The sequence below is a fragment of the Halomonas huangheensis genome (genome assembly GCF_001431725.1).
Classification (GTDB): domain Bacteria; phylum Pseudomonadota; class Gammaproteobacteria; order Pseudomonadales; family Halomonadaceae; genus Halomonas; species Halomonas huangheensis.
This window is the reverse complement of the sequence record NZ_CP013106.1, coordinates 1,830,919-1,846,682: the sequence shown is the minus strand read 5'-3', so window position 1 is coordinate 1,846,682 and position 15,764 is coordinate 1,830,919. Positions and strand designations below refer to the sequence as shown.

Annotated in this window: 13 protein-coding genes and 1 pseudogene; all 14 read right to left on the bottom strand. The window is 59.6% G+C overall.

Features of this window, described 5'->3' with window-relative positions:
- Nucleotides 1-29 precede the first annotated feature (29 nt).
- Nucleotides 30-1,349, bottom strand: a pseudogene (locus AR456_RS08295) (D-amino acid dehydrogenase); the annotation flags it as partial.
- 180 nt (nt 1,350-1,529) lie between these two features.
- Complete coding sequence (locus tag AR456_RS08290; protein WP_021820930.1) at nt 1,530-2,873, bottom strand: MATE family efflux transporter; 1,344 nt, start codon at nt 2,871-2,873, stop codon at nt 1,530-1,532.
- Between the two features lie 257 nt (nt 2,874-3,130).
- Nucleotides 3,131-3,712 carry a YceI family protein gene (locus tag AR456_RS08285; RefSeq protein ID WP_031208824.1) on the bottom strand — a complete coding sequence of 194 codons (582 nt, stop codon included), beginning with the start codon at nt 3,710-3,712 and terminating at the stop codon, nt 3,131-3,133.
- 122 nt (nt 3,713-3,834) lie between these two features.
- The gene (locus AR456_RS08280) at nt 3,835-4,389 is read right to left on the bottom strand and encodes a cytochrome b (RefSeq protein WP_021820928.1); all 555 of its coding nucleotides are present in this window, start codon (nt 4,387-4,389) and stop codon (nt 3,835-3,837) included.
- 315 nt (nt 4,390-4,704) lie between these two features.
- Nucleotides 4,705-5,916 carry an O-succinylhomoserine sulfhydrylase gene (locus AR456_RS08275; protein WP_021820927.1) on the bottom strand — a complete coding sequence of 404 codons (1,212 nt, stop codon included), beginning with the start codon at nt 5,914-5,916 and terminating at the stop codon, nt 4,705-4,707.
- An 11-nt stretch (nt 5,917-5,927) separates the two neighbouring features.
- The gene (gene purF / locus AR456_RS08270) at nt 5,928-7,448 is read right to left on the bottom strand and encodes an amidophosphoribosyltransferase (RefSeq protein ID WP_021820926.1); all 1,521 of its coding nucleotides are present in this window, start codon (nt 7,446-7,448) and stop codon (nt 5,928-5,930) included.
- Between the two features lie 51 nt (nt 7,449-7,499).
- A complete protein-coding gene (locus AR456_RS08265) occupies nt 7,500-8,177 on the bottom strand; it encodes a CvpA family protein (RefSeq protein WP_021820925.1) in 678 nt (225 codons plus the stop codon).
- Nucleotides 8,177-8,824 (bottom strand): SPOR domain-containing protein, encoded by a 648-nt coding sequence (locus tag AR456_RS08260; RefSeq protein WP_021820924.1) that lies wholly within the window; start codon nt 8,822-8,824, stop codon nt 8,177-8,179. Before AR456_RS08260 ends, AR456_RS08265 begins: the two co-directional genes overlap by 1 nt.
- The gene (locus AR456_RS08255) at nt 8,817-10,193 is read right to left on the bottom strand and encodes a bifunctional folylpolyglutamate synthase/dihydrofolate synthase (RefSeq protein WP_021820923.1); all 1,377 of its coding nucleotides are present in this window, start codon (nt 10,191-10,193) and stop codon (nt 8,817-8,819) included. Before AR456_RS08255 ends, AR456_RS08260 begins: the two co-directional genes overlap by 8 nt.
- Before the next feature lie 10 nt (nt 10,194-10,203).
- On the bottom strand, nt 10,204-11,247 hold the full coding sequence (gene accD / locus AR456_RS08250; protein WP_021820922.1) for an acetyl-CoA carboxylase, carboxyltransferase subunit beta: 1,044 nt from the start codon (nt 11,245-11,247) through the stop codon (nt 10,204-10,206).
- 188 nt (nt 11,248-11,435) lie between these two features.
- Nucleotides 11,436-12,089, bottom strand: coding sequence for a phosphoribosylanthranilate isomerase (locus AR456_RS08245; protein WP_021820921.1), 654 nt, complete (start codon nt 12,087-12,089; stop codon nt 11,436-11,438).
- Between the two features lie 14 nt (nt 12,090-12,103).
- The gene (truA, locus tag AR456_RS08240) at nt 12,104-13,048 is read right to left on the bottom strand and encodes a tRNA pseudouridine(38-40) synthase TruA (protein ID WP_031208819.1); all 945 of its coding nucleotides are present in this window, start codon (nt 13,046-13,048) and stop codon (nt 12,104-12,106) included.
- A 327-nt stretch (nt 13,049-13,375) separates the two neighbouring features.
- Nucleotides 13,376-14,488 carry an aspartate-semialdehyde dehydrogenase gene (gene asd, locus AR456_RS08235; protein ID WP_021820919.1) on the bottom strand — a complete coding sequence of 371 codons (1,113 nt, stop codon included), beginning with the start codon at nt 14,486-14,488 and terminating at the stop codon, nt 13,376-13,378.
- Nucleotides 14,489-14,612: 124 nt separating this feature from the next.
- Nucleotides 14,613-15,686, bottom strand: coding sequence for a 3-isopropylmalate dehydrogenase (gene leuB / locus AR456_RS08230; RefSeq protein ID WP_021820918.1), 1,074 nt, complete (start codon nt 15,684-15,686; stop codon nt 14,613-14,615).
- Between the last annotated feature and the right edge of the window lie 78 nt (nt 15,687-15,764).

The following is a 15,764-nucleotide window of genomic DNA, read 5'->3' as shown; positions in this document are numbered from 1 at the left end:
GAGGCTACCCTGACTTGAGTAACCCGGACTCAGGCCGCGTAACGCGCTACCGACAGGCCATCGGCGCTGATCTGCGGATCGCGTCCGGCGATCAGATCGGCCAGCAACTGGCCGCTACCACAGCTCATGGTCCAGCCCAGAGTGCCGTGGCCGGTGTTGAGCCATAGATTATCGTATTTGGTGGCACCGATGATCGGCGTGGAATCCGGAGTCATCGGGCGCAGACCGGTCCAGAATTCGGCCTTTTCCAGATCGCCGCCTTCGGGGAAGACATCACGCACCACCATGCTGATGGTGGCACGACGCTTCTCGGCCAGGCTGAGGTTATAGGACGCCAGCTCCGCAGTGCCGCCGACGCGAATCCGGTTGTCGAAGCGCGAGATCGCCACCTTGAAGGTCTCGTCCATCACCGTCGACTGCGGTGCCCCGCCATCATCGATGACCGGCAGCGTCAGGCTGTAGCCCTTGACCGGATAGATCGGCAGACGAATATCGAGATCACGGGCGAGGAACGGCGAGTAGCTACCAAGCGCCATGACGTAGGCATCGGCGGTCAGCGCTCCGGCACTGGTCACGACGTTTTCGATTCGCCCGGAAACGCGAGTGATACGCTCGATACTGGTGTTGAACAGGAACGTCACCCCGAGCTGCTCACGGCAATAGTCGGCGAGGCGATTGGTGAACAGGAAGCAGTCACCGGTCTGGTCATCCGGCAGATGCAGGCCGGCGACGAACTTGCCGGGCACACGCGACAGCGCCGGCTCGACCGCAGTGATTTCCTCGGCATTCAACAGGCGATGGCGTACATTGCACTGCTCCAGCACTTTCATGTCCTTGGCGACGGCTTCGACCTGCTGTTCATTACGGAACAACTGCAGCAAACCGCGCTGGCGGTCCTCGTAACGAATCCCGGTGTCATCACGCAGGGCATTGATACAGGCACGGCTGTACTCGGCCACCCGGACCATGCGCTCCTTGTTGACCGCGTAGCTCTCGGGGTTGCAGTTGCCGAGCATCTGCATCATGAAGCGGCCCATGACCGGATCAAGACGCGGCTGGATCTTCAGCGGCGCATGTTCCTGGAACATCCACTTGACCGCCTTCTGCGGGATACCGGGGGCCGCCCAGGGCGAGGAGAAACCGAATGAGACCTGTCCCGCATTGCCGTAACTGGTCTCCATTGCCGGAGACGGCTGACGATCAACCACGGTGACCTCGTGCCCCTGGCGCGCCAGATAATACGCTGACGTCACCCCGACAACCCCTGACCCCAGAACCAGTACCTTCATCTCGCCCACCTCTTGTTGTTGCGCTGCATGTTGTTGCGCTGCGTGTCGTTGCGCTGCGTGTCGTTGCGCTGCGTGTCGTTGCGCTGCCGATTGTCACGATCTTGACGCTGAGGGGGCGAGTATATCGATACAGAGAAGAAAATTAGCCTGTATTTAAAGCATTTACTGGCCTTATATGTTTTTTATCTGCATAAACACAATAATAAATATAATAATAAAGCCATTATGCAGAGAATTTAACTAGCTATGTTTTTCGCTATCCGCCAACACCTGCTCGGGTTGGCGTTTCGGGCGTGCCAGCACCCTACGCAACAGCCACCAGGCGGCCAGGCCTGCCAGCACATTGCCCAGTGCCGCGCCCATTGCCAATCCTTGCATGCCGCCGATCAGATGCACGCCGAGCCACAGGCACGGCAGGTAACAGATGAACAACCGCGCCGCTGACATCAGCATCGCACGCAGCGGCCAGCCCAACGCATTGCCCGCCGACACCACCAGCATGCATACGCCGAGTGCCGCATAACTTGGCAGCAGAAAGCGCATCAGGGTGGCCAGCTCGCCGCGAATCTCGGGGTTACCGGCCAGCAGACTTGCCACCCAGGGCGACAACAATGCCAGGATCAACCCCAGGCCCAACTGCCAGATCACCACAACCTTGAGCGCCAGACGCATCAGGCGATGAATCTGCCGCCAGTCTCCAGCGCCATAACAACGCCCCAGCCAGGGAGGCAACGACATGGTCATCGCCAGCACCACCATCAACGAGACGGTTTCCAGGCGGCTGGCCAGACCCCAGGTCGCCACTGCGCTCTGGCCAAGCTGGGCAACCACGGATATCGCCAGCATCGCCGCCAGCGGCGGCATCAATTGGCTGATCATCGCCGGTCCGGCGACACCGACAAAGGCACCCGTCGACGAACGAAGCTCCTTCAAGAGCCCTGCCTTCTCCAGCCACTGGCGTGCGACCAGACGCCTACCGAGCAGCACCAGCCCCGTCGCGAACGCCAGCACTGTTGCCCAGGCGGCTCCCGGCAGTCCAAGACCCGGCCAGGAGCCAATGCCGAAGATCAGCAGAGGATCGAGGCACAGGTTCACCAGGCTGGTCAGCACCATCATGCTGCCGGGAAAGCCGGTATCACCATGAGCACGGAACAGGCTATAGCCGAAATACACCAATGCCCCCAACCAGGCGGCCAGCAATTGCGGTCCCCAATAGTCGGCGATCTGTGCCAACGCCCCGCCATCGGCTCCCAGCAGACGAAAGATCGGTGTCTGGAACAGCCACAACAGCAACGACAACACGGCGATAACACCGGCTCCCAACAGCAGCACCAGGCTGCCCAGGCGCCGGGCTCGCTGCTCCTCTCCCGCCCCCAGGGCACGCGAGATCAAGGCGGCGATCGCAATCCCCATGCCGACCTGCACACCGATGATCAGAAAGCTCAGCGGAAAGGTGAACGACTGTGCAGCCAGTGGCTCGGTCCCGAGGCGGGCAACGAAAGCGGAATCCACCAACTGGAACCCGAGCAATGACAGTACCCCGATGGCCATCGGCCAGGTCTGCCGCCAGAGGGTACGCCCCATGGAGTGGGAATCGGTAGATAAGTGCACAGCTACTCCGAAGTTTGATACTCAACGGTCAAGGCCCCTCAAACAAGCTGCCTTCACAGGCGAATCACAACGTCGTGTGATGCTTCATCCTGCTCGGTGGCTCTTCAAGAGCACCCCTTGGGTAATGAGACTGGAACGCCAACAGGCGCGACGAACAACCCACATACCAGCGACAAAAAGCCCCGAGGGCGACCCCGGGGCTGAGCGAACCCTGCAGTGGCGGTTATTGCCTACTGGCGGACGCCCTCGAAAGTGACATACAGCTCGACAGTCTGCATGGCTTCCGGGAACTTGCTCATGTCGATACCATAATCAGCAAGCGTCAGGTCAGTGCTGCCTTCGAAACCAGCACGATAGCCACCCCAGGGATCTTCGCCCTCACCGATCAGCTCCACCGGCATCTCGATGGCCTGGGTGGTGCCGTGCAGAGTCAGATCCCCCGTCAGAACCCCCTCGCCCTCACCGGTGGATTCGAACCCGGTGGACGTGAAGGTGGCCGTCGGATATTCATCGGCGTTGAGGAAATCCCCGCTGAGTATATGTTTGTCACGCTCGGCATGGTTGGTATTGAGACTGGTCACATCAACTTCCAGCTCCGCGCTGGAGGCTGCGGGCTCTTCCGCGTCGTAGGAGAAGGTACCATCGAAAGACTCGAAGCTGCCGAGGATGTACGAGAAGCCGACGTGATTGATACGGAACTGGACAAAGGCGTGCTGGCCTTCGGTATCGATGGTGTAGTCCGCCGCCTGAGCCTGGGCCAGTGGCAGCATGGCTAGCGCGCCAAACGCGGCAATGGTTGTCTTCTTGAACATCATGCATTACTCCCTGTTGCTGCTGTCATGAATAACTGCAATGTCTCTTGTGGAATGTCTCTTGTGGACTGTCGCAACAGATCCTGCAAAGAGACCTCTTTCTCTTTGAAGCGGCTTTACCATCAGTCTCGTCGTGAAAGGCGCGGGTTTACCATTCTTGCCAACGTGTCCTGACGATCCACCAGATGATGTTTCAGTGCCGCCAGCGCATGGCCAGCCGAAAGCACCATCAGTGCCACGGCACTGTACCAATGCACTACACCAGCACGGGTTGCCTGCTCGGGTAACCCGTTGATTACCGCTGGTACAGTGAACCAGTCCAGTACCGAGATTCCCTTGCCATCGGCCGTGGAAATCAGATATCCACTGATCAACACCGCCAGCAATAGTAGGTAGATCGCCACATGGCCAAATGATGCCGCATGCCTTTCCAACGCAGAACCATGAGCCTCCGGATGTGGCTGGAAAAAACGCCATACCAGGCGTAGCAGCGTCGCCAGCAACACCAGCATGCCAATACCACGGTGCCACCATGGCGCAGTGTGGTACCAGCTACTGTAGTAGTCGAGCCCGGTCATCCACCAGCCAAGGGCAAACAGGCCAATGATCGCCAGCGCACTCAGCCAGTGCAGGGCAATGCTGACCAGTCCCCATCCATTTTGCGTATTACGCCACATAGCAGTGATGACCTGTTCGTGATGACCTGTTCGTGATGACCAGTCTGCAACGAGCGGGCTGTGGTGACACTAGCCAACCTGTCGATGAAATCGATCTTAACGTAACTTACTTAGCCCTTCTCGTGGAAAAAATCGAATAAATTGTTCGTAATTTCCAGTGTTCAGCTTCGAGCACTGCTCCATGGCGCACAGACAAGGGCTGGGGTCCGGGGTTACTTACAGCCTGAAACTTACAGCTTACCGCTCGCGCTGCTCGTAAACGCAAACTGCCCGACCGAAGTCGGGCAGCAAAGGACACCGCGCAGGGGAAGCCAATCAGACGCTCAACGCATCCAGGCCACGTGCCAGATCGGCCTTGATATCGTCGAGGTCTTCGAGACCCACGGCAATCCGGATCAGGTTCTCGCTGATCCCGGCGACCGCCTTCTGCTCATCGGAAAGCCGACCATGGGTGGTGGTGGCGGGATGGGTGATGGTGGTCTTGGTATCGCCCAGATTGCCGGTGATCGACAACAGTCGAGTGGCATCGATCACTGACCAGGCCGCTTCACGGCCGCCCTTCACTTCCAGCCCCAATACCGCGCCGAAAGCGCGCTGTTGGCGGCTGGCCAAGCTATGCTGGGCATGACTTTCCAGACCACTATAGTGCACTCGCTCAACGGCGGGATGCGCTTCCAGCCACTGCGCCAATTCCAACGCCGCGGCGCAATGTGCCTTCATCCGCAGCCCGAGGGTTTCGAGCCCCTTGGTGAATATCCAGGCATTGAACGGACTGAGACAAGGACCACAGGTACGCACCACGCCGAACACTTCCTCGATCAACGCGTCAGGACCTACGACCGCACCACCGATAGCGCGTCCCTGGCCATCGAGATACTTGGTCGCCGAGTGGATCACCAGATCCGCTCCCCACTCCAACGGTCGCTGCAATGCCGGGGTCAGGAAACAGTTGTCGATAGCCAGCAAGGCATCATGGCGATGGGCAATATCGGCCAGCGCTTGAATATCGACCACTTCCGAAAGCGGGTTGGATGGCGTCTCGGCGAACAGCAGCCGAGTCTCGGGGGTGATCGCCGCCTCCCAAGCCTTGAGGTCGGACAACTCGACATAGTGTGTCTTGATGCCCAACTTGCCGAGGTACTTGTCGAACAGGCTGACGGTGGAGCCGAACAGCGAACGCGAGGCAACGATCTCGTCCCCCGCCTTCAACAACGCCAGAGCCGTGGACAGTATCGCAGCCATGCCGGAGCTGGTCGCGACACAACGTTCACCACCTTCCAACGCGGCAAGGCGGCGCTCGAAGGTGCGCACTGTGGGGTTGGTAAAGCGCGAGTAGATATTGCCTGGCTCGTCACCCGCAAACTTGCGTGCCGCTTCGGCAGCACTGCCATAGACAAAGCTCGAGGTAGGAAAGATCGGCTCGGAGTGCTCCTGCTCATGGGTACGCATCTGCCCAGCGCGAATAGCCAGTGTATCGATTGCCCAGTTGTTGTCGCCCTGGCTGTTACCAAATGCGTCGTCCTGCATGCCGCCTCTCCTCAATCGATGTCATCGTCCTGATTGTGCATCCCCACCAGCGCGTGATCGCCGACATTCTGCTCCTGCTTGGCACTATCGTTGCGCGATGCTTCAAGATCGGCAAGGTAGTTGTCGTCGATATCGCCGGTGATATATCGACCATCGAACACCGAACAGTCAAAATCATCAAGCGCCGGATTGACTTCACGACAGGCCGCCTTGAGGTCCTCGAGGTCCTGATAGACGATGCGGTCGGCACCGATCAGCTCTCCCACTTCGGCCTCGCTGCGGCCATGAGCGATCAACTCGCTGGCAGCCGGCATATCGATACCGTAGACGTTGGGATAGCGCACGGGGGGCGCTGCAGAGGCAAAATAGACATTGTTGGCACCGGCATCACGTGCCATCTGAATGATCTGCTTGCAGGTGGTACCACGCACGATGGAATCGTCCACCAGTAGCACATTCTTGCCACGGAACTCGACGTCGATGGCATTGAGCTTCTGGCGTACGGACTTCTTGCGCTGAGTCTGCCCCGGCATGATGAAGGTTCGTCCGATGTAACGGTTCTTCATGAAGCCTTCGCGGTAGGTCACACCAAGATGCTGAGCCATTTCCAGTGCCGCGGTACGCGAGGTATCGGGAATCGGAATAACCACGTCGATATCGTGATCGGGCCACTCGCGTTTGACGCGATCGGCCAGCTTACGCCCCATCTGCAAACGCGTGCCGTAGACATAGGCACCATCGAGCATCGAGTCGGGACGCGCCAGATAGACATGCTCGAAGATGCAGGGCGCCAGTTCAGGGCGGTCGGCACAAAGCTGAGTATGAATCTCGCCCTGCATGTCGACGAAGATTGCCTCGCCCGGTGCCAGGTCGCGGTGTAGTTCGAAACCGCCAACATCCAGTGCTACCGACTCGGAGGCGATCATGACCTCCTGACCCTGACCTTCATCACGAGAACCGAAGACCACCGGACGGATACCATGAGGGTCACGGAAAGCGACCAGGCCAACACCATTGATAATGGATACCGCGGCATAACCACCGAGGCAACGACGATGTACACGACGCACAGCGTCGAAAATATCGCCAGGCTTCAGATGCGGTCCCTGCTTGCCCAGTTCATGTGCAAAGACATTGAGCAGCACTTCGGAATCAGAGCTGGTGTTGATGTGGCGCAGATCCGAGGAGAACAGCTCCTTCTTGATCTGTTCGGAGTTGGTCAGGTTGCCGTTGTGGGCCAGGGTGATACCGTAGGGGGAGTTGACGTAGAACGGCTGCGACTCCGCCTCGCTGGAAGATCCAGCGGTGGGATAGCGCACGTGCCCAATGCCAAGGTTGCCTTTCAGTCGCGCCATGTGGCGGGTATGAAAGACATCGCGAACCAGGCCATTGCTCTTGCGCAGCAGGAATCGGCCTTCATTCCAGGTCATCATCCCCGCGGCATCCTGACCACGATGCTGGAGCACTGTCAGGGCGTCGTAGATTGCCTGGTTTACCGCCTGCTTGGCCATCAGGCCGACGATACCGCACATTCACCTTACCTCATTTGCCATGATGCGCCGCCCGATCAGGCGGCGCTGAAGTCAACTGTCACTGATCGTGGAGACACCGTTCACGCTCGGGTCCTGCTGCGTGGTTGATGACTGTCCGGCCGCCTGCTCCGTTTGCGGCAACTGCTGATCAATCTGTTCCATCTGCTCGGCCTGCTCCACCGGCTCAGCCAGTGGCTGGGGCTCTTCAGACTGCGGCACGTGCTGTAGCGCCTCAGGCAATGCCGACATGCCGCCCTCGATGCTATCCAGGTGAGCAAGCGCCCAGTCACGAGACTGCTCGAACCAAGGACGCACCGAGGCGTCTTGCCAGGCACTCAATTGCACCAGTGGCGTGAAACCGATCAGCAACGTCACCAACGTCAGTGCCGCTACCGCCTTGGCTCCACCAAACATGGCTCCCGTCATTCGATTCAGGAAACCTGCCCCGGCCCACTCGATCGCTGCCTGAAGCATGCGAATGAGTATGCCCCCCACCAGAATGGTGGCGATGATGATCGCGACAAAGGCGACAATCAAGCGACCATCGTCATTGTCGATCCAGGTGGCAAGAAAATCCGCCACCGGCTGACAGAACACCCGAGCCGCCAGCAACGCTACGATCCAGGTCGCCAGACCTAATGCCTCTCGCACCAGGCCGCGGACAAAGCCCGCTGCTACGGCCAGTGCCAGCAGAGCAACAAAGACCCAATCGACCCAGGTCACCAGCATCAAGGTGCCGCCCTCTTGAGGAAGCCGTTGAAGCCCAGCTCGGCATCGCCCTTGATTCTACCCATGACATTCTCGGCTTCACTGGTCGTGGTGTAAGGACCGGCATACACCGCAGTGAGGCCATCGCTACGCTGTTGCTTCCAGGCGGGATAGCCCTTGTTGCGCAGCCTCTGCAGTGCGCCGTCGGCATTGGCGACCTTGCCAAAGCTACCGATCTGCACCGACCATTCACCGGAGCCTGAAGCAGCAGGCGTCGAGGAACTGGAGTTGGAGCTGGAATCCGTTAGACGCTGATCCGCTGCTTGAGCAATAGCCGCAATCGGATCCTCGCGCGGCGCTTCGCTCGCCGTGTCCGGTTCCTGCTCCGGCCGCTGCTGTTCGCTTTCAGCATCCCGTGACTGGGTTTGCTGTTGCGCCTCGTCCAGTACCTGCTCTCGCTGCTCGTGACTCTGCGGCCCCACGATTTCTCCCAGGCCATCGGGCGCCTCGGGAGCCGGAACGTCACGCCGTTCGACGTCAACCGGCGGCTCAATGGTCAACACAGGGTCGGGGCGCTGGTCGGCATTATCTGGCTCATCAAACAACATCGGCACGAAGATAACGGCTAGTGCCACGACAATGACGACTCCGCTGATTCTTTCACGCATTCCGTATTTCATCTTGCTCCCTCGATCCGTTCTCGTCATCGCTGGATGCCTGGTGCCACATGCCCATTATGGCACTGACCGTCAGGAACGACCCGGTCACCAGCACACGATCCCCCGGTTCGAGGCGTGTCTGGAGCCATATGGCAGCCTCTACTGGGCTATCAGCCTGGTGCATGACCTGCTGGCCATTCAGTTCAAGGCGTTGGGCAAGGTCGCTGGCCTTGCGTGCACGGTCTCCTTCGAGACTCACCGGTAGCCAGGCATCGATGGCCGGTGCAAGGGCCTCAATGACGCCGTCGGCATCCTTGTCTTCCAGCATACCCAACAGACACAGTGTGCGCGCCCCGGGAGAGCTGGTCGTACTCAACTGCTCAGCCACCCAGGCCGCCGCGTGAGGATTGTGCCCGACATCCAGACACCACTGGCCACGCCATTGCATACGCCCATTGATACGCACACTGGACAGAGCACGTCGACAGGCCTCCACATCAAGCATCACGCCACTGAGTGCAAGGGCCTGCAACGCGGCGGCGGCATTGTCACGCGGGAGTTTCGGATCGGGCAATGCTTCAAGGCACAGAGCCTGTCCTGATGCAGCCTTTCCTGCCCAGTTCCAGAGGGCAACGTCACGACTATCGCCATCAACGAACTCTGGGCTATCGCTGAACGTCGAGCTGTGGCTGAACTCGCTATCGAGGTGATAGGCCCGGGCACCGATATCAGCGGCATACTCAGATACCGAGGGCGGTAGCGAGGTGCTGCCAAGCACCACAGGTCGTTGCGCTCGCATGATGCCAGCCTTCTCACGGCCGATCACATTGATATCAGTGCCGAGGAAAGCCGCATGGTCCTGAGCGACAGTGGTGACCACAGCCACATCGGCATCAATGATATTAACGGCATCGAGACGCCCTCCCAGCCCGACCTCAAGCACTGCCAACTGAGGGTGCTGGCGGGCAATGGCCCAGAGGGCTGCAAGAGTGCCGACCTCGAAGTAGGTCAGGCTCACCGGCTCAGGGGCGAGTCGCGCCTGCTCCACCGCCACAAAGCCTGCCACCAGCAGTTCGTCCTCGGCCTCGATACCGTCGAGACGCAGGCGCTCGTTGTAGCGCAGCAGATGTGGGGAGGTATAACAGGAAACGCTCAAGCCATGGGCCTGTGCCAGCGATTCGAGCATCGCCACGGTTGAGCCTTTGCCATTGGTTCCGGCGACCGTAATCACACGCTCGGCGATGGGAGTATCGAACAACCCCATGCGCCGAGCCACGACCGCAACCCGCTCGAGGCCAAGATCAATCCCTACAGGGTGCGCCGCCTCGAGCCTGGTCAGCCAGGCATCGAGGGTTACAGGCAGACTGGAGTCGGTCATGAGCAAGCGATCAGCGCGGTGCCTCTGAAGATGGTGCGGGCGGCTTGTCATCATTCTGCCTTGCATCGTCAGCAGTGTGATCACCAGATAGCGGAGCGTCCTGTTGCAGCGATTGCTCTTCGGTACTCGCCTGCTCCAGTTCCGCTGCTTCGGCAGCATCGACCAGATCAGGCTCGGTGGCGACTGTTCCACCGGCTGCAGGCTGATGAGTCAACTTGCGCAGCACGCTGCCGACGCGGTCACGCATCTCGTGGCGATGCACGATCATGTCGACGGTACCGTGTTCAAGCAGGAATTCACTACGCTGGAAGCCCTCGGGCAACTTCTCGCGCACCGTCTGCTCAATGACACGCGGCCCAGCAAAACCAATCAATGCATAAGGTTCGGCGATGTTCAGGTCGCCCAGCATCGCCAGTGACGCAGAGACGCCGCCGAATACCGGATCGGTCAATACCGAAATATAAGGCACTCCGGCCTGCTTGAGCTTCTCCAGCGCTGCAGAGGTCTTGGCCATCTGCATCAGCGAGAACAGCGCTTCCTGCATGCGTGCGCCACCGGATGCGGCAAAGCACACCAGCGGAACGCGCTCTTCCAGGGCTACGGTCGCGGCACGCACGAATTTCTCACCCACCACGGCGCCCATGGAACCGCCCATGAAGGTGAACTCGAATGCGACAGCCACCACCGGAACGCCGTCCAACTGGCCACGCATGGCCACCAGGGCATCCTTCTCACCGGTATCCTTCTGAGCTGCCGCGAGACGATCACGATACTTCTTGGAATCACGGAATTTCAGGCGGTCCACCGGCTCGAGATCCGCCGACAGCTCTTCACGCCCTTCTTCGTCCAGGAACCAGCTCAGCCGCTTGCGAGCTGTCAGGCGCAGGTGATGGTCGCACTTGGGGCAGACGTTGTGGTTCTTCTCGAGCTCCGGGAGGTAGAGCACGGCTTCACATTTGGGACACTTTCGCCACAGGCCATCGGGGACGCTCGCACGACGATCCTTGCGCTGAATACGGCCCACCGAAGGTACAATCTTGTCTAACCAGCTCATGTCAGATGTCTTCCGTTTGTTGCAGCCACCGGCCTACCAGCCGATGACGGAGTCGATTCGGATGCGCAGCAATGAGACCCAATACAGATACCCAGACGCATTGGCGCATATTGTAGCGGCTCGCCCCGGCGAAGTGGTAGCGGCAACGAGATAGAACGAGCGAGATAGTTCAGCGCAAGCAGCGACCTTCAACCATGGTCAGCCGCACGCACCGCTGCCATGAAGGCTTGCATATGCTCCACGCCCTTGCACCCCGCACTTACCTCGATACCACCAGAGACATCGACCGCATAAGGCGCAACAGCGGTAATCGCCTGGCCTACGATTTCGGCATCAAGACCACCGGCGAGGATAACAGGTTTTACGAGATCGTCGGGGATTCGCGACCAGTCGAATGTCTCACCAGTGCCGCCCGGCACCCCCGGTCGCCACGCGTCCAGCAGCAACGCGTTTGCCCCGGCATAGTCCTGCTGGGCCGCGGAAAGATCGATGTCATCTCGCATCCGCAGAGCCTTGATCCAGGCACGGCCGAATTGAGCACAGAATTCTGGAGACTCATCACCGTGAAACTGCAACAGATCCAACCAGGGAAGACAGGCCTGCACTTCTTCCGGCGTGGGGTTGACGAACAGCCCTACCCGCGTGACGAACGCCGGCACCAAGGTGGCAAGAGACGCCAGTGTCGACACATCGATGGCCCGCTTGCTGCCGGGCCACATCACGAATCCCAGTGCATCGGCCCCCAGGGCAACCGCGTCGGTGACATCCTGCGAGCGGGTAAACCCGCAGAACTTGACGCGAGTGCGCGCCAGGCGAGGCATCGAGGTAGCGTTCAGCGACATAGGCTCTCCCTCCATCAGCACCGCCCCAGGCGGCGGCGCATCTGTTCTTCCACATCGGCGGCGATCGGTTGTCCGCGCCGATACGCAACCATCGGACAGTCGGGCAGTGGGCGCTCACCAGTCCACTCGCCGAGAAACGCCAATAGATTGGGCCCCAGAGGTTCCTTCGGCAACTGCCATACCTCGTCATAAACGGTATCGACAAAATGCAGCCCACAGCCAGGCGCGGTGACATCACCAAGGGTGCGATCCTTGAGCGCCAGCAATCGAGCAATATGGTCGGTGCCCTGCTCACCCCGTCCTACCGTCACCAACGCACCGACGATATTACGTACCATATGATGCAGAAAGGCATTGGCCTGCAGATCCACCACCACCAGTGGGCCGTGGCGATGCACTTCAATGAAATGCAGATGGCGCCAGGGCGTCTTCGACTGACAGCCCGCGGCGCGGAAACTCGAGAAGTCATGCTCACCCACCAGTACCTGGGCGGCCTGATGCATGGCATCGGCATCGAGTGGATCTCGACACCAGGTGGCATTGGCCCGCTCCAATACTGGCCGGCTGGGCTGATTGAGAATCACATAGCGATAGCGGCGAGCCAGGGCCTTGAAACGAGAGTGGAAGTCATCGGGCACTTCTCGAATCCAGCGAATCGCGATGTCACGCGGTAAGTTGGCATTACCACCGAACACCCAGGCCTTCTCGGAACGAGCCACTGGGGGATCAAAATGCGCGATCTGGCGCGTAGCATGCACTCCGGAATCAGTACGCCCGCTGCAATGTACCGTGATATCCGTCCCGGCGATCTTGCCAAGCGCTTTCTCCAGCGCCCCCTGAACCGAGGGTGCGTGCTTGAGACGCTGCCAGCCACAGTACGAAGTGCCATCATACTCGACACTCAAGGCCAGGCGGCCCTTCAGTGGCGTACGTTCATCGAGAAAATGAAACAGGGACATGCCGATTGCACTACCTTCGAAGTTGGCTGCGGGACGCATAAAAGATGAGCCGCGCATTATCGCCTTTCCCCGCGGCCATGACCACCTCGATCCCGGCAGCAACCGCGCCACGATGACACTCTCTGCGATGACCGAGACCCAAGAACCGGCAACTGAACGGCAAAGTGCCCATCGGCAAAGCCGACGGGCACTTTATTACTCAGGTACTTTATCACTCAGGTACCAGGTCATTCAGGTACCAGGTCATTCAGGTACCAGGTCATTCAGGTACCAGGTCACTCAGGTACCAGGTCACTCAGACACCAGAGCCTGAACGGCCCAGGTGATTTACTGCTCGCGCAGAATCTTCAGCATGCGCTTGAGTGGCTCGGCGGCCCCCCACAGTAGCTGATCACCCACGCTGAAGGCTGTCAGGTATTCACCGCCCATGGCCATCTTGCGCAGACGACCGACCGGAACGCTCAAAGTGCCAGTAGCTGCGGCCGGTGTCAGGCCTGCCACGGTGGCATCCTTGTCATTCGGAATCACCTTGACCCAGTCATTGTGCGTCGCGATGCGCTCCTCGATCTCGTCGAGCGGTACATCCTGGCGCAGCTTGATGGTGAATGCCTGGCTATGGCTACGCATGGCGCCGATGCGCACGCAGAGGCCATCGATGGGGATCGGGCTGACCTGGCGACCAAGGATCTTGTTGGACTCCACGCCACCCTTCCACTCTTCACGGCTCTGGCCGTTATCGAGTTTGGTATCGATCCACGGCAACAGGCTGCCCGCCAGAGGCGCGGCAAAGTTCTCGGTCGGGAAATCGCCGGAACGCATCGCCGCGGTGACCTTGCGATCGATGTCGAGAATCGCGCTGGCTGGATCCTGCAGTTCGCCGGCGACACTATCACGCAGCGAACCCATCTGGTTGAGCAACTCACGCATATGGCGTGCGCCGGAACCGGATGCGGCCTGGTAGGTCATGGAAGTCATCCACTCGACCATATCGGCCTCGAACAGACCACCGAGACCCATCAGCATCAGGCTGACGGTACAGTTGCCACCAACAAAGGTCTTGCTTCCTGCCGCAAGTTGGGCGTCGATGACACGGCGGTTGACCGGATCCAGCACGATGGTTGCATCATCGGCCATGCGCAGTGTGCTGGCCGCGTCGATCCAGTAGCCCTTCCAGCCACCGCCGCGCAGGTCCTGATACACCGGCTTGGTGTAGTCGCCACCTTGACAGGTCACTACAACATCCAGCGCCTTGAGTGCCTCAATATCGAAGGCATCCTTCAGCGGAGGCACGTCCACGCCGATGTCGGGACCTGGCTGGCCGACCTGGGATGTGGTGAAGAAGATCGGCTCGATACCCTTGAAATCGCCATCTTCCACCATGCGCTGCATGAGCACAGAGCCCACCATACCGCGCCATCCAACAAAACCGACTTTCAACATGTGAAGTCCTCCAGATATCGAGTGAGGGCTATATTATACAGAAACCGGCAGCGCCTTTCAGACGCTGCCGGCGGAATCAAGAGAATAGTCTGTCGAATCATTCAGCAGATTTTGCCTTCAGGCATCAGGAAAGCGCCGCCAGCACCGCATCTCCCATTTCCACGGTGGAGACGCGACGCTTACCCTCAGATGCAATATCCGCGGTTCTCAGGCCGTCGTCCAGTACCTTGCCTACCGCTGCTTCGATACGCTCGGCAAGCTGTGGCTCGTTGAGCGAATAGCGTAGCATCATGGCCACCGAGAGGATCGTCGCCAAGGGGTTCGCCAGATTCTGGCCGGCGATGTCCGGAGCACTGCCATGACAAGGCTCATACATACCCTGACCACGCTCGTTGAGCGAGGCAGATGGCAGCATACCGATGGAACCGGTCAACATCGCCGCAGCATCCGACAGGATATCGCCGAACATGTTGCCGGTGACCACCACATCGAACTGCTTGGGAGCTCGTACCAACTGCATGGCGGCATTGTCGACGTACATGTGCGACAGCTCGACATCCGGGTACTCAGCAGCCAGTCGGTCCATGACCTCGCGCCACAGGATGGTCACTTCCAGTACGTTGGCCTTATCCACGCTGCACAGCTTCTTGTTGCGCTTCCGGGCCATCTCGAACGCCACGCGGCCGATACGCTCGATCTCGCTTTCGCTGTAGACATAGGTGTTGAAGCCAACGCGCTGACCATCACGCTCTTCGATGCCACGCGGTTGACCGAAGTAGATGCCGCCGGTCAGCTCACGAACGATCATGATATCCAGCCCGGAGACGATTTCCGGCTTGAGCGACGAGGCATCGGCCAGCTGCGGATAGAGAATCGCCGGACGCAGGTTACCGAACAGTCCCAGTTCCTTGCGCAGACCCAGCAACCCCTTCTCGGGACGCTTCGAAAGATCCTCGATACGATCCCACTTGGGACCGCCAACGGCACCGAGCAGAATCGCATCGGCGTTACGCGCCTTGTCGAGGGTTTCATCCGGCAGCGGTACGCCATGCACATCATAGGCACTACCGCCTACCAGGCTCTGCTCGATCTCGGCGTCGAGCCCCAGCTTCTGACAGGCCTCAAGCACACGCACTGCCTGAGCGGTGATTTCCGGCCCGATGCCATCACCGGGCAGTACCAGAATCCTGCGAGTCATATCGTTCTATCCTTGCGTTCGAAGGGGGCTACAGCGAGCCCCCGTTGAATCTCTATACCGGCTGAATCTCTATACCGG